This is a genomic window from Flavobacterium xueshanense (assembly GCF_900112975.1).
Classification (GTDB): domain Bacteria; phylum Bacteroidota; class Bacteroidia; order Flavobacteriales; family Flavobacteriaceae; genus Flavobacterium; species Flavobacterium xueshanense.
This window is the reverse complement of the sequence record NZ_FONQ01000008.1, coordinates 1-14,615: the sequence shown is the minus strand read 5'-3', so window position 1 is coordinate 14,615 and position 14,615 is coordinate 1. Positions and strand designations below refer to the sequence as shown.

The 14,615-nt window shown below is 34.8% G+C and carries 13 protein-coding genes and 1 pseudogene; 6 read left to right on the top strand and 8 right to left on the bottom strand.

Features of this window, described 5'->3' with window-relative positions:
* Window positions 1-549: 549 nt before the first annotated feature.
* The 7 genes and pseudogenes from BMZ76_RS08890 to ppsA all read right to left on the bottom strand — a co-directional run bounded on the left by BMZ76_RS08890 (window position 550) and on the right by ppsA (window position 6,834).
* Window positions 550-1,704: a phospholipase D-like domain-containing protein gene (locus BMZ76_RS08890; RefSeq protein ID WP_091205079.1), complete on the bottom strand. Its 1,155-nt coding sequence runs from the start codon at window positions 1,702-1,704 to the stop codon at window positions 550-552.
* Window positions 1,691-2,131 (bottom strand): CBS domain-containing protein, encoded by a 441-nt coding sequence (locus tag BMZ76_RS08885; RefSeq protein WP_091205076.1) that lies wholly within the window; start codon window positions 2,129-2,131, stop codon window positions 1,691-1,693. The genes BMZ76_RS08890 and BMZ76_RS08885 overlap by 14 nt, the downstream gene beginning before the upstream one ends.
* A gap of 281 nt (window positions 2,132-2,412) precedes the next feature.
* Entirely contained in the window at window positions 2,413-2,646 is a 234-nt protein-coding gene (locus BMZ76_RS08880; RefSeq protein ID WP_167547444.1) for a hypothetical protein, read from the bottom strand.
* On the bottom strand, window positions 2,598-2,825 hold the full coding sequence (locus BMZ76_RS08875; protein WP_091205071.1) for a hypothetical protein: 228 nt from the start codon (window positions 2,823-2,825) through the stop codon (window positions 2,598-2,600). The genes BMZ76_RS08880 and BMZ76_RS08875 overlap by 49 nt, the downstream gene beginning before the upstream one ends.
* Before the next feature lie 329 nt (window positions 2,826-3,154).
* A complete protein-coding gene (locus BMZ76_RS08870) occupies window positions 3,155-3,430 on the bottom strand; it encodes a zinc ribbon domain-containing protein (protein WP_091205069.1) in 276 nt (91 codons plus the stop codon).
* A 215-nt stretch (window positions 3,431-3,645) separates the two neighbouring features.
* Window positions 3,646-4,233 (bottom strand): annotated as a pseudogene (locus BMZ76_RS16120) (SDR family oxidoreductase).
* A gap of 180 nt (window positions 4,234-4,413) precedes the next feature.
* Window positions 4,414-6,834: a phosphoenolpyruvate synthase gene (gene ppsA / locus BMZ76_RS08860; protein ID WP_091205067.1), complete on the bottom strand. Its 2,421-nt coding sequence runs from the start codon at window positions 6,832-6,834 to the stop codon at window positions 4,414-4,416.
* A 646-nt stretch (window positions 6,835-7,480) separates the two neighbouring features.
* Between ppsA and BMZ76_RS08855 the strand changes: the two genes are divergently transcribed.
* The 6 genes from BMZ76_RS08855 (at window position 7,481) to BMZ76_RS08830 (ending at window position 14,246) form a co-directional block, all read left to right on the top strand.
* Window positions 7,481-9,799 (top strand): PAS domain-containing protein, encoded by a 2,319-nt coding sequence (locus tag BMZ76_RS08855; RefSeq protein ID WP_091205424.1) that lies wholly within the window; start codon window positions 7,481-7,483, stop codon window positions 9,797-9,799.
* 6 nt (window positions 9,800-9,805) lie between these two features.
* Window positions 9,806-10,534, top strand: coding sequence for a sensor histidine kinase (locus tag BMZ76_RS08850; RefSeq protein WP_091205063.1), 729 nt, complete (start codon window positions 9,806-9,808; stop codon window positions 10,532-10,534).
* Between the two features lie 4 nt (window positions 10,535-10,538).
* Complete coding sequence (locus BMZ76_RS08845) at window positions 10,539-10,949, top strand: response regulator (RefSeq protein ID WP_091205061.1); 411 nt, start codon at window positions 10,539-10,541, stop codon at window positions 10,947-10,949.
* Between the two features lie 131 nt (window positions 10,950-11,080).
* Window positions 11,081-11,374, top strand: coding sequence for a response regulator (locus tag BMZ76_RS08840; protein ID WP_091205059.1), 294 nt, complete (start codon window positions 11,081-11,083; stop codon window positions 11,372-11,374).
* Window positions 11,375-11,383: 9 nt separating this feature from the next.
* A complete protein-coding gene (locus BMZ76_RS08835; protein ID WP_091205057.1) occupies window positions 11,384-13,735 on the top strand; it encodes a response regulator in 2,352 nt (783 codons plus the stop codon).
* 145 nt (window positions 13,736-13,880) lie between these two features.
* Window positions 13,881-14,246: a response regulator transcription factor gene (locus tag BMZ76_RS08830; protein WP_091205054.1), complete on the top strand. Its 366-nt coding sequence runs from the start codon at window positions 13,881-13,883 to the stop codon at window positions 14,244-14,246.
* 35 nt (window positions 14,247-14,281) lie between these two features.
* On the opposite strand, the gene BMZ76_RS08825 is transcribed toward BMZ76_RS08830, so the two are convergent.
* On the bottom strand, window positions 14,282-14,615 hold a 334-nt coding region (locus BMZ76_RS08825), incomplete at its 5' end, for an IS30 family transposase (RefSeq protein ID WP_143071068.1).

The following is a 14,615-nucleotide window of genomic DNA, read 5'->3' as shown; positions in this document are numbered from 1 at the left end:
AGCCTAATTTCCGGGATTCCTTGATAAATGTTTCTTCCTAATGTTTAAAATCCATAAGGTTGAGTCATTAATGGGGTAGGGACATTTATGTCCCTAAACCCAATTAAGAAAACCGGTTTAAAAGTTCGGAGCTCAGCGGAGAATCTTTTAAACCTGGTGCTTGAAAGAACATTCAATTACAGAACAGTGACTCACGGCTCCGTTGATAACCTTGGCTAACAAATTTGCTTCTTAAAAATGAATTAAAAAAACAGTTCATCCTGATTAGGGATAAATATTTTTTTACGGTCCAATTTAGGGATTTGTCTTTCAAAATCCTTTTGGATCCAATCCTCTTTTTTTTGGGTTTTAAATCGGTATAGTTCCATTTTTAAAAATTATAATCAACGTCTAATTTTTATAATGTATTAATATATAATACGTTACAACTATAAATTTACAAAAAAAAATGAATTGACCGCATTATTTGTTAAAAAAATTAGTTTTAATTTTAAATTGCCCTTTACACCCGTTTTTATAATTAGAAACGCAAGAATGGATTCTTCTTTTTTAATTGTAAAACCGTTTGTAAGGAGTATAAGTAACAACTAATTCTACGATTCTAGTGACGACATACGCCATCAAGTTGATGAACTTTGTCATTATAGTGGTTTTGGTTTTTAATGATTCCGGAGTGATGCTTTGGCATTGCGAAATAATTTCGTTGAGGTGCGTCTGAAACCGTACTGAAAAGGTTTCCGAAAGGATTTCAACATTCATTTCCAGACTTCCGTACGAACTCAAATTATTCAGGTTAAAGGAACCAATTGTTGACCAATTGCCATCCACAACGGCAACTTTTCCGTGTAAAACGGATTCATTCCATTCGAATAATTCAATGTTATAACTGAGGAGTTTGCCATACAAAAAGCAAGTTGCCCGTCTTGTCAGCGGTAGATCTGATTTTCCTGAGAGAATCAATTTGATGACTACTTTATTTTTAGACGCTTTTTTTAAGGCTCGAATAATTCGGATTCCAGGAAGAAAATAACTGCCTACAATGATGATCTCCTTTTTGGCATGCCGAATGGATTTTATATAACCATCACAAATTTCGTTTTTCCCTTTTAACCAGTCATTTTGGAGGATGCGAACGGTAGTATTTTGCTGGATATTAAACGCAGATTTTATTTTTTTGTTTCCCAGCTGTCTTTTTTTAAAATAAAGATCATGACAAAGCTGTTGAAGTGGTTTGGCAATTTCTCCGTTTAATTGGACGGCGTAGTCCAGCCAAGGTTTTTCTGTGGCGGAACCGCGGTATTTATCAGCGATATTTATGCCACCAACCAGCGCAACTTTTGCATCAGCAACAACCACTTTGCGATGCAATCTTCGTCCGAGATAAAAAGTATACGTTGAAAATAAAGGGGCAAAAAAACGAATGTTAACGCCGCTATATTTCAGATCCTTTTGCAGTTCTGACGGAAAAGATAAAGAGCCCAAACCATCCAAAAGTACGTAAATTTCAACTTTCCGGAGCGCGGCTTCTTTTAGTGCGTTGACAATTCTTTTTCCCGTTGCATCATTTTCAAAAAGATACATTTGCAGGTGTATTTGAAATTGTGCTTCCCGGATGATAGCTTCTAAACGGGAAAAATAATCTTCACCACTGTACACCAGCTCCAGATTATTAGAAATATTAAAGCTATCGTTAGTTTTTATCATGCACTTTATTTATTGTAATCTCATTTATCAAAATAAATTCCATTAGATTTCCGATGTCCAAAGTTCCGACCATTTCATTATTTTCGATAACGAGCATTAACCTTGATTTATTGAGTTGTATCAGTTCAAAAACATTTTCCAGAAGCGAATTTGCATCGATAAAAATTAAATTCCGATCCATCACATTATAAATAAATTCCTCTTCGCCTTTTTTGGAGAGTGCCATTATGATTTGATCGCTATTTAGTGTTCTTACTGGTGTCCCTTCTTCCATGATTAAAAAATTATTGTTTTGGCTGTCCAAAACTAATGCTACGGCAGATTTTACGGTTGCATTGGCATCAATTTTTGGATAGTCTTTCATTACTACATCGTGGACTTTAAATCCTTTTAGCATGAATTTTGATTCGGTATAATCCGCTTCCATCTGAGCCCCAATAATTGCAAAAATACCAATAAAAATTAAAATAGGTGAGATAAAAAAACCAAAAAGTATAAAATCTAAAGCTAGAAATTGACCAATCCTTGCCGATATTCGGGTAGCTATATGGCGCTCATCCGAAAGGATAAAAAAGCACGTAAAATGCGGCCGCCATCCTACGGAAACGCTGGAATTAAATTAAAAAGCACCAGCCAGAAATTGACTAAAAAGAAATTTAGAAAAAATTATAGGCATTGACACCATTAGATAATTCTGCCATCAGTTGTTCAGAAGTATTGGGAATGGTGATGAGTTTTTCCATGCAAATCAAAACCGACTAAATGATCCATTCGGTAATCTCCAATTTCCATTAATCGCTGCCCAAAAACGAGTTTCTCGTTGAGTGCCAATACCAAACCAACAGCATGTTTAGCAACCGAATAAGGTGAATGCATGGGGATATTTGCCACTTTTATCGCCAGAGCTTTTGCCCTTGGAACATCAATAAAATCTGAGTGCACAGCCCCCAGCGCAATATATTTAACACCGAGGTGTAGCGTTTTTGCAAAACCGTTTCTGAAGCCACATCCGAAGTGAAAAGCGAAACGGCATCAAATCCTTGGGCCAAGTGTGCCGTATTTTCATTCAAATGCTGCTCCGTAAAAACCAATTTATGATTTCCATGTGCTGCTTTTTCCATAAATGGTTTATCAAAGCCAAAGATGCTGTAGACTAATACTTTTACTTTATCATTTTTTATTTTTATTGTAAGCCGTCAGTTCATGTAATTTGGAGATTGTAGCATAATCTTCTTCCGGAATTTTGATTTATTTTTTTTAGCGTATTCCTCTGCTTATTTATCCATTTTTTCTTTTATCCGATATTCTCATTTTCTAACTCAAATTTTCGTTCATCAAGAAAATACTTTCATCATTTTCATTGCTTTGTAAAACTTTATTTAAATAAATCTTCCGATGCGTAAACATTATTTACCCGATACTATTGTCCGTGATGCAAAGTGATTAGGAATTAAATCAAAAATTGTATGTTTTTCCAGCGTTTCAAAACGGGTAAAATATTTGGTGCTTTTTGAATCATAAAATTAGGAAGATTTTTTTTCTCCATATGCATTTTTACGGTATTTTTCATTTGTTCCAAGTTCATATCTGGTTTTTTAAAGTGAATGTCCTTATAACAATATTTACAATAGTCATTTGTTTTCTGACCGTTATTTTCGGTTCCTTTGATGTCTTCTGTAGTCAGTGGCACTCCGCAACTTTGACAATAAAAAGGTGTGTTTTCCAGGTGGGTTGATTTAAATAGTTAGCTTTTTTTCTTTATGTAGTTTCTAATTTATTTTGGGTTTACATCAGGTTGTCGATGGGCTCATAAGTACTAAATTCTTGCTGTCGCAAAAGGGACTTAGTTTTGGTTTTTAATTTATTTTTTAGAAAAAGATAAGCAGTAACAACAAAGGCTTATACTTTTCATTTTGGAATGTTTTTGAATACCATATAAAATTACTGTGGTGTAAATCCGCTATCTACTGCCATCACATGTCTGGTTACAAAAGACGCTTCATCTGAGCACATCCAAACCACTGTATTGGCTATTTCTTCCGGAAGACCAAAACGCCCGATGGGTTTAAAACCATTAAATCGCTCAATACCTTCTTTTGCTTTTCCGGCCAGTCGATCAATCATTGGTGTTTAAATAAAGCTAGGACACATTAAATTTACTCGGATTCCTTGAGTAGCACATTCTAAAGTAGTGGTTTTTGTAAATCCCACAATGCCATTTTTAGAAGCCACGTAAACCGGTAGTTCTGCAAAACCAACCATTCCGGCTACAGAGGCATAGTTGATAATGGCTCCTTTGCCTTGTTAGCGTATTTCGGGAATTTGATATTTCATGCAGAGGCAAATTCCTTTTAGATTTATGCTAATAGTTTTATCTCAATTTTCCTCCGAACAATCTTGGGTAGAAGCAGACGCACCCTCGATTCCGGCATTGTTGAACGCATAATCCATTCCGCCAAATGCGGCAATCGTTTGCGCAATCATTGCGTTCACTTCATCGGTTTTTAAAACGTTGCATTTAATAAAAATGGCTTCACCGCCTAATTATTTGATAAGGTTTACCATTTCATCATTTTCTTTCCAGTCTGCTACGGCTACTTTGGCTCTTTTTTTGGTGAAAGTTAGTGCCGTGGATTTGCCAATTCCCTAACAACCACCGGTTACTAATGCCACTTTGTTCTTGAATATTGTTTCCATGATTTGGTTTTCTTAGACTATGATTTTTCTTTTTGTTTTTTGTTCTGCTTCCAAAATATTTTCGATTCCTTTTATCAAAGCATCTGGGTTAAAAGAGATACTGTCAATGCCTTCATTTACTAAAAACGTGGCGAATTCAGGGATATCGCTTGGTGCTTGTCCACATAGTCCCACTTTTATTTCATTACGTTTCGCCACCCTAATGGTTTCTTTTATTAACGCTTTGACAGCAGGATTTTCTTCGCTAAACAAGTAACTCACTAATGCCGAATCGCGATCCAGCCCCAAAGTGAGCTGGGTTAAATCATTGGAACCAATAGAAAAACCATCAAAGAGTTTTGCAAAATCATCCGCCATCAATACATTGCTTGGGATTTCAATCATAACATAAACTTGCAATCCGTTGATGCCTTGTACCAAACCATTTTTAGCCATTTCGGCCAATACACGTTCACCTTCTTCGATCGTGCGGCAAAATGGAATCATCAGTTTTACATTGTGAAGTCCCATTTCGTTGCGTACTTTTTTCATAGCTTCGCACTCCAAGGCAAAACCCTTTCGATAGAAATCACTGTAATAACGCGAAGCGCCCCGAAAGCCAATCATTGGATTTTCTTCATCAGGCTCAAAATATTTCCCTCCGATGAGGTTGGCGTATTCGTTGCTTTTAAAATCACTCATACGCACAATGACCTCTTTTGGATAGAAAGCAGCTGCCACAATAGCTACGGCTTCGGCGAGTTTGTCAACGAAATATTTTTTAGGATCTTCATATCCGATTGTCAATGCCGCTATTTCCAATTTTACATCCTCATCCCTTATTTTTTCAGGTTCGCACAACGCCAGAGGATGAATTTTGATAGTATTCGAAATCGCAAATTCCATCCGCATCAAACCCACACCCTGATTGGGGTAATGGCTTAATTCAAAGGCTCTTTCGGGATCAGCAAGAATTAGCATCGGATCTGTTTTAGGCATTTCAAGTTTACTGAAATCCTGTTCTGTTATTTCCCATTTCAATTTCCCGTCATAAATATTGCCTACTTTGCCCTCGGAACAGGACACTGTGATTTCCTGCCCGTTTTGTATTGTTGCGGTCGCATCTCCACAACCCACCACCGCAACAGTTCCCAATTCTCGGGCGACAATGGCGGCATGGCTGGTGCGTCCGCCTTTGTTGGTAATAATCGCCGAAGCTCTTTTCATAATGGGATCCCAGTCCGGATTAGTCAAATCAGTGACTATGATTTCTCCGTTTTGCAACAAAGCACCCTCTTGCGGATTGTTCAAGATTCGGGCTTTACCTGAAGCAATTTTATCGCCAAGAGCTATTCCTTTAGTCAAAAGCGTGCTTTTTTCTTTCAATGTGTATATCTCCCGAACCTGCTTATTTCCTTTTCCGTGAACGGTTTCCGGACGTGCCTGAACAATGAACAATTCGTTATTCAAACCGTCTTTTGCCCATTCAATATCCATTGGTTTCTGATAATGTTTTTCAATTTTAACGCACCATTGGGATAGTTGGATGACTTCTTTATCTGTTAAGGAAAATTGGTTTTGTTTTTCCAAAGTCGTTTCGGTATTTACAATGGTGTTTTCTGCTGAGCTACTTTCTGATGTATCGGAATAAATCATCGTGAACTCTTTTCTGCCGCATTGTTTTTTCAGCATTGGATTCAAATCCGAGTTTTCTAAAGTTGGCTTAAAAATCATCCATTCATCCGGTGTAACGGTTCCCTGAACAATATTTTCACCCAATCCCCAGCAGCCATTTATGATAATAGTATTTTCGAAACCGCTGTCCGGATCTATGGTAAAGGCAACGCCTGAAGATGCTTTATCACTCCGCACCATTTGTTGCACACCAACGGAAATTGCAATATCTAATTTGGCAAAATCCATATCATAACGGTATTTTATGGCGCGGTCTGTAAATAAGGATGCATAACACCGGCGAATGGCTTCGAGCAATTGTTGTGCTCCGTTAATGTTCAAAAATGATTCCATTCTTCCGGCAAAACTGGCGGTAGGTAAATCCTCCGAAGTAGCGCTGCTTCGAACCGCCACATCTAGAGTGCTTGTGCCGCATTGTTCGCCAAGCGATTGGTAAGCGAGCTCAATTTCAGCACGAGTCTCCTCCGGAATGGTGGCTGATAAAATAAGATTTCTGGCTTTTTCTCCAATGAAAGAAAGATTTGAATAGTCTTTAGTATCCAATGACATCAACAACTCTTGAAGCGGCTGTTCCAGATTATTTTCTTTGCGGAATAATCGGTATGCTTCGGCGGTAACTGCAAATCCGTTTGGAATGACGATGCCAATTGGATTGAGCTGATTGTACATTTCGCCAAGAGAGGCGTTTTTGCCTCCAACTTTGCTAAGGGATTCAATACCAATTTGATTGAAAAACAGGATGTGTTTGTACTTTTTCATTTCGTTTTTTTTTAAATAAAAATATGCTTTCTTTAAAGTCTGTTAAAATAATAGTATCAGAAATTAGGTAGGGGCTTTTAATTAATCCGATTATAAAATTTTGAAATTCAGAGGTAGGTTTAAAATTTACAGGACTTTTTTAGGTTTAAAGAAGCGAGAAGTAGGATTTCCTGTTTGCTAAAACCAATACTGTAAATTTAATAAAATATTTTTTCTAATCTTAAAAAATAGTATTTATTTTTGTGTTTAAGTTGTTGTTAATCATAATAATGTGTATTTTATCAAGTGCTTTAAAATATTTTTATTTTTGGCAAAAGGTTGTGATTTAAGGACGTTTTTTTTAATAAGAAGTTGGTATATTAAATGGATAATTTTTATTTTAAATGGTTTCTGTTGTGTCATTCAAGTACTTGCGATTCTTTATCATTTGGCTTTTTAAACTCTAGTTTAATCTTTGCGGCATGAAGTAATTTTATGTTATGAATTTTCCGTTTAATTCAAAATTAATTTTATTTTTGTAACGAAACATATTAGTATTTGAATAAAAGTACAGAAAGGTTGCTTATGAAAATTGAAACAAATAATCATTCAACCGCCAGAAATTATTAATTCTTTATCAGTACTAGTAAAAAAAAGTCCCATCTTGATGAAAATACATCCAAAACCGGAGAAAGAATTAGAAAGACTGAAAGCTCTGAAAGAATATGCGGTACTGGATTCATTACCAGAAAAAGAATATAATTCCATCACCCAGCTTGCTTCGTACATTTGTGGAACTCCCATTGCCCTTGTAAGTTTAATTGATAGTCAACGACAGTGGTTTAAATCTACCATTGGAATAGATGTTACCGAAACTTCAAGAGAAGATTCTTTTTGTCAATATACCATTATGGGTGATGGTGTTTTCGAGGTCAGTAATGCTTTGGAAAATGAAATATTTGCGGATAATCCTCTCGTAACGGGAGCTCCCAAGATCCGATTTTATGCTGGAGCACCGCTTCACGATGCAAATGGTTTTAATTTAGGATCACTTTGTGTTATTGATACAAAACCCAAAATACTTACTGAGGAACAAAAAAACGCATTGCAATTACTTGCCGGTCAAGTTGTTTTGTTGCTGGATGCGCGTAAGAAAAATTTAGACCTTAATAAATCGCAGAGAGAGTTTCAAAATTTTATAGATCTCTCTAAAGATTTGGTTTGCATTGCCAATGTGGATGGATTATTTTATAAAGTAAATCCTGCATTTACATCCGTTTTAGGTTATTCTAAGGAAGAATTGGAAGGAAGTCCTTTTGTCAACTTTATTCATCCCGATGATTTAGCTTCAACATACCATGAAGTTGAAAAACTCTCTAGAGGTGAACTGACCATTAGTTTTGAAAACAGGTACCTCTGTAAAAACGGGAAATATGTTGTATTGAGCTGGAATACCTCTCCAGATCCCCTTACTGGAAATCTATACTGTATTGCGCGAAATATGACAAAAGAGAAAGAAGCAGAACAAAGCTTAATTGATGGGAACAGATTACTGGATGAATCGCAAAGTATTGCAAAAATTGGCAGCTGGAAATTTGATTTGGTTACTAATGACCTAATTTGGTCAGAAGGTCATTACCGTATTTTTGAACTTGATAAAATGCCTACGGATCAATTGTATAAAGCATACAGAAGCAGAATTCATAAGGATGATTTAGCAAAGCTGAATAAAGTCAGTATCGATGTGAACAAAACTGGAAAAGATTTTAAAATTAAATACCGAATCGTATTTCCGGATCAACGCGTCAAACATATATTAGAGATTGGTCAGCCTTTTAAAAATGAAAATGGCGAGGTGACAGAATTAAAAGGTATTATTCAGGACATCACTGCGATAACGATGGCCGAACAAAAAATCATTCAAAAATCGAAAGAAATACAAGACATACGATCGGCTCTTGATGAATCCGCAATTGTATCTATTTCAAATCAAATGGGACTACTTACATACGTCAACGATAACTTCTGTACCATTTCTAAATATGCCAAGGATGAACTTATAGGTAAAGATCAGCGCAGTATTACGGGGCATTTTCCTGAAGAATCTGCTAAAATCACATTGCGAACCATTGTTAAGGATACTATTTGGAAAGGAGAAATGCGCAATTTAGCCAAAGACGGTTCATACTACTGGGAGAAAGCCACTATTGTTCCTTTTTTGGACGAAAAAAATAATCCCTATCAATATATTTCAATAAGTACGGATATAACGGATCAAAAAAACGCAGAGGAAAACCTAAATTATGCGTTGCTGAATCTTGAAAAGAAGAATAAAGAACTCGATCAGTTTGCTTACGTAGTTTCTCATGATTTGAAGGCTCCGCTCAGGGCAATAAATAATCTTTCGGAATGGATTGTTGAAGATATGCCGGATATGCCAAAAGAGGCAAGCGCAAACTTTGATTTATTGCGCGGGCGCGTGTTACGAATGGAAAACTTGATTAACGGAGTTTTAGAATATTCCCGTATTGGTCGAGTTGAAATTGAGAAAGAAACCATTGATTTGGAACTGATGTTACGTCAGATCATTGATTCTATAGTTCCGGATGAAGGTTTCGAAATTACAGTTGACGACAACTTTCCGATTATTGTAACTGAACGAATACTATTGCAACAGGTATTTAGTAACCTAATTAGTAATGCAGTAAAACACAACAATAAATCTTTAGGGAAAATTGAATGTCATTATCAATCAGTATCTGGTTTTCACCAATTTAGCATCAAAGATAATGGCCCCGGAATTGCGGAAGCGTACCATAAAAAAGTATTTGAAGTTTTTCAAACCATTGAAGCGCGCGATGTAAAAGAGAGCACCGGAATTGGATTATCTATTGTCAAGAAAATTATTGAAGAAAAAGGAGGGACAATTCATATTGAATCCGAACAAAATAAAGGGTGTAATTTCATTTTCACCGTACCAAAATAAATACAAATGGAGGAATCTGAAAAGAAGTGCCAAGAAGAATTGGTAGCCCTTAAAAAAGAATTTGAAGAGTTTATTTATATCGTCTCACATGATATAAAGTCGCCAATGAGAGCGATATCAAATATAACGACCTGGATTGAGGAAGATTTAGGAAGTGTTGTAAATCAAGATGTTTTGACTAACTTAGGATTGTTGAAAAACAGAGTATACCGTCTTGAAAATATGATGAATGCATTGTTGGAGCTTTCCCGTGTTGACAGAACAGAATTAGAATTTTACGAATTGAATATTACTAAAATGATTGCGAATTGTATTGATTTATTTGACCGTGAATCAAATGTTGACTTTCATTTTAAGGCTGATATAATTAATGAAAATTGTGTTACTTTAGGTGTGAAAATGCAAAAAGTAATAATGAGTGTCCTTGATAATGCCGTTCGCTTTCATCATGAAGAAAATAGGAAGGTATTCATTGACATCGTAGAAAATGATAACGATTACGAAATAAAAATAAGTGATAACGGACCCGGAATACCCGAACAGGCAATTCATAAAATTTTCTCTATTTTTTATACCGTTAATTCTAAAGATATTGTAGATACAACTGGAGCAGGATTAGCCATCAGTTGTAAAATCATGAAATTAGTGGGAGGAAAAATAGAATATTCTCCTGATGTACACAGCGGTTCGGTTTTTACAATACATTGGCCTAAAATAATAACATTAAAAAATTAAAATTATGAACCAAAAATTGGTCAATATTTTATTAATCGAAGACGATGAAGTAGATGTAATGAATGTAAAAAGAGCATTTTCTAAAAACAAGATTATGAATCCGCTTTTTATCGCCGGAAATGGAGTGGAAGCACTCGAAATGTTAAAGGACAAAATTATTCCTTTGCCTAAAATCATTATTTTGGATATTAATATGCCAAAAATGAATGGAATCGAGTTTCTTAAAATTGTGCGGGAAAACGAGAAGCTTAAAAACATTTCGGTTTTTGTAATGACCACTTCAAACGAAGATAGTGACAAGATTGATGCTTATAATTTGAACGTTGCCGGTTACATTCTTAAACCGCTTTCTTTTGAAAAATTTGTGACCTCAGTCGCAACTCTAAAAAATTTCTGGCAGTTATGTGAAATGTAATTTATTTAATCTGTTTTGATTTTGGGAAACACAAACATCTTGTTGGTTGTGAAAATATTAAAAAGTCCTTTTCAGAAATTAATAGTAAACATACTTTATTTTCAGCACAAAACGAAAATGAAGCATGGTTAATGTTAAACGGTTCCCATAAACTCACTCCTGTTCCTAAAATCGTACTGATTGATTTGAACAGAACAAAGAACAAAGAAATAAATGTATTGAATGCAATACGTAATCATCCGGATTTAAAATCGATTTTAATGTTTGTCATTACCCACTCGGATTACGGTAAAAATAAAACAACAGCTTTGAACTTGAATATTGCAGGATACATTCCGCTCTCATTCGAAATCCAACAATTAAATCATTTTTTCTCGGTATTGAATGACTATTGGAATATAATTGAATTTTCCAGTCAAAAATAACAACACACTATGGCCCTCGTTTTAAAAATATTAATAATCGATGATGATAAAGTCGATTCCATTACCATCAGCCGTTCCATATCTAAATCCGGAATTATTGCTGAGGTAGACAGTGTGTTTTCAGCAGATGAAGGAATAGAAAAAATTAAATCATTGAAGTATGACTTAATTTTTTTAGATTATATGATGCCGGATACGGATGGAATTTCTTTTTTGAAAAAAATAAGAGAGTCCGGAATTGAAACCCCGATCATTTTTGTAACCTCGCAAGGAGATGAAAAAATTGCCAGCCAGGCGATATTAAGCGGTGCTTCGGATTATATTCCGAAAACCTTATTGACTCCTGATGGAGTTTCTCAAAGTATTAGAAATGCCATTAATTTGCATGACAGTATAAAACTCCGAAAAGATACAGAATTTGCTTTGAAGGTAAATGCTAACCGACTTCTGGAAGCACAAAAACTGGCTAAAATAGGAAGCTGGGAAATCAATTTAAGCAATAATGAATCCTATTTTTCTGATGAATTTTTTACTATTTTTGAAGTAGAAAATCAGGCGATTGCTTCCGTTGATTTTTTTAAATCATTTTTTACTGATGCCGAAGATTTAGCGCTTTATGAAAGTAATCTCGATCATGTCAAAAATACAAATGCAGAAGTACAGTTCCAGCACAGCATCACCAGTAAAAAAGGGACGTTAAAATATATCAATGTATTCATCAAATGTTTGAATGACGAAAATGGTAAACCTTGTAAAATTCTGGGAACCATTCAAGATATCAGTGAACAAAAACGTACGGAAGCAGAATTAATAAAAGCAAAAGATTTAGCGGAAAAAGCGGTAGTTATAAAAGAACAATTCCTTACCAATATGAGCCATGAAATTCGGACTCCGATGAATGGAATCATAGGATTTGCCAGAATTCTCGAAAGTACAAATTTAGACAATGACCAGAAACAGAGTGTGGAAGCGATAAAAAAAGCCAGCCATAATTTGATGTTTATTATCAATGATATTCTTGACTTCTCGAAAATTGAAGCCGATAAAATGATTTTTGAAGCCGTAAATTTTTCTTTGTCAAAAACAGTCAATTATGTTATTGAGTTGCTGTGTCCAACTGCAAAAGAGAAAAAAATAAAATTGTTATACGATATCGATCCGAATATAAATGATAATTTAAATGGAGATCCTACAAAACTGGCTCAAATTTTAGTGAATCTGGTTGGGAATGCTCTAAAATTTACCGAAAAAGGATATGTGGAAATGGTAGTTACTGAATTGCTGGAAACCGAATCAGATTCGCTAATCAAATTTTCAGTAATCGACACCGGAATTGGTATTCCAAAAGATAGAATAGATTCCATATTTGAAAGTTTCAATCAGGCTTCAAACGAAACAACCAGAAAATATGGAGGAACCGGACTTGGTCTTACCATAACTCGAAAACTAGTTGAGTTGCAGGGCGGAAAGATTATTGTTGAAAGTGCTGTTTCCAAAGGAAGTGAATTCTCTTTTTCATTAAAATATAAAAAGGCTCAGAAAGTAACCGCCAACCACATTAAATTAAAAAATACGGCAATCGCTCCCGATTTTTTAAAAGACATAAAAATACTTTTAGTAGAGGACAATGAATTGAATCAGCTTCTTGCAATGAAAGTTTTTGGGAAATGGGACAAAGAAATTGATATTGCCGCTAATGGAAAAATAGCGATTGAAAAGATAACGAATAATGATTATGATATTATTTTGATGGACATCCAAATGCCGGAAATGGACGGAAATGAGCTTACACGTTTCATTCGAACCAAAATGGGGGAGAAATCTACAATTCCTATTATCGCCTTGACCGCGCACGCTACATTAGAAGAGGAGAAAAGATGTTTGCAAAATGGAATGAACGATTACTTATCGAAACCGTATGATTTTAATGTGTTATTGGAGAAATTATATCTGAACTTGACTAAAAATAAAGGGAATTTAAAACTATCTCCTGAATTAGCAACAAAAGAAATGACAATAGAAAAACTCGTTAATTTCAAATATTTAAAGGAATTCGCAGATGGAGATGACACTTTCATAAAAAATATGGTTGCCGTTTTTTTAGAAAAAACGCCTGAAACTATGGCATTAATCCTTGAATTGAACAAAAATGATGATATCAAAACTTTAAAAGAAGAGATTCATAAACTAAAATCTTCCATCAGTTTATTGGGTGTAATCAAGGCTTCTGAAAGTATAAATAGCATTGAAAAAGAACTTGAAATAAATCCTTTGGGACTAAAAAGAAAAGAGGAAGTTGTTTATTTAAATGAAATTTGTCAATTAGCCATCAAAGAACTGGAGTTGGTGGAGGAATATTAAATTTCTTTAGTGAACTTTATATTATTATTGTAAAAAGTGTATTTTTATTTGGGTAGTACAAAAAGCTTAATTAGAGATATTTTCTTATAATGGAGAATTAAATAATAACTAGAATAGTTCAAACTATAAACGTATAAAAATTTTTATGAAGAAAATATTAATTGCCGAGGATGATGAAATGATGTTAAAAACCATGGAATTCAGATTGGTAAAAGAAGGATATCATGTGATTTTATGTCCAAACGGACAAGTTGCTTTAGACAAAATAGTTTCAGAAAGTCCTGATTTAATCATTTCCGACATTATGATGCCTTTGATATCGGGATTGGATATCGTAAATAAAGTAAAAATAGAACTCAAACTAAATATCCCAATCATTATACTTTCGGCTGTGGGATTGGAGAAAACAGTTTTGCAGGCTTTTAAATTGGGAGCAGATGATTTCATAACAAAGCCTTTCAGTCCTAATGAATTGTTGGTGAGAATAAAACGACTTTTGCTAAAAAAATAGGAATTGGAGTAGTTTCCTTTTTTAATTCGCTAGATTCAAGTTATAAATGCAACTTTTTGATTAAACATATAATTTGGTGTTTCAAAATTAAATCTTTTTCTTGGACGGTTATTTAACTTCTCTTGAATTTCTATAATTCTTTCATTGGATATCTCTTCAAAGGATGTTGATTTAGGTATATACTGTCTGATAAGTCCATTTAGATTTTCGTTAGCTCCTCGTTCCCAAGGACTATATGGATTCGCAAAATAAAAATCAATTTCTAGTGCTGTTGCTATATCTTGATGCATTGCAAATTCTTTGCCATTATCGGATGTTATTGTAAACAAATAGGGCTTCCAGTTCTGTAGCAATGAAATAGTCGCTTGC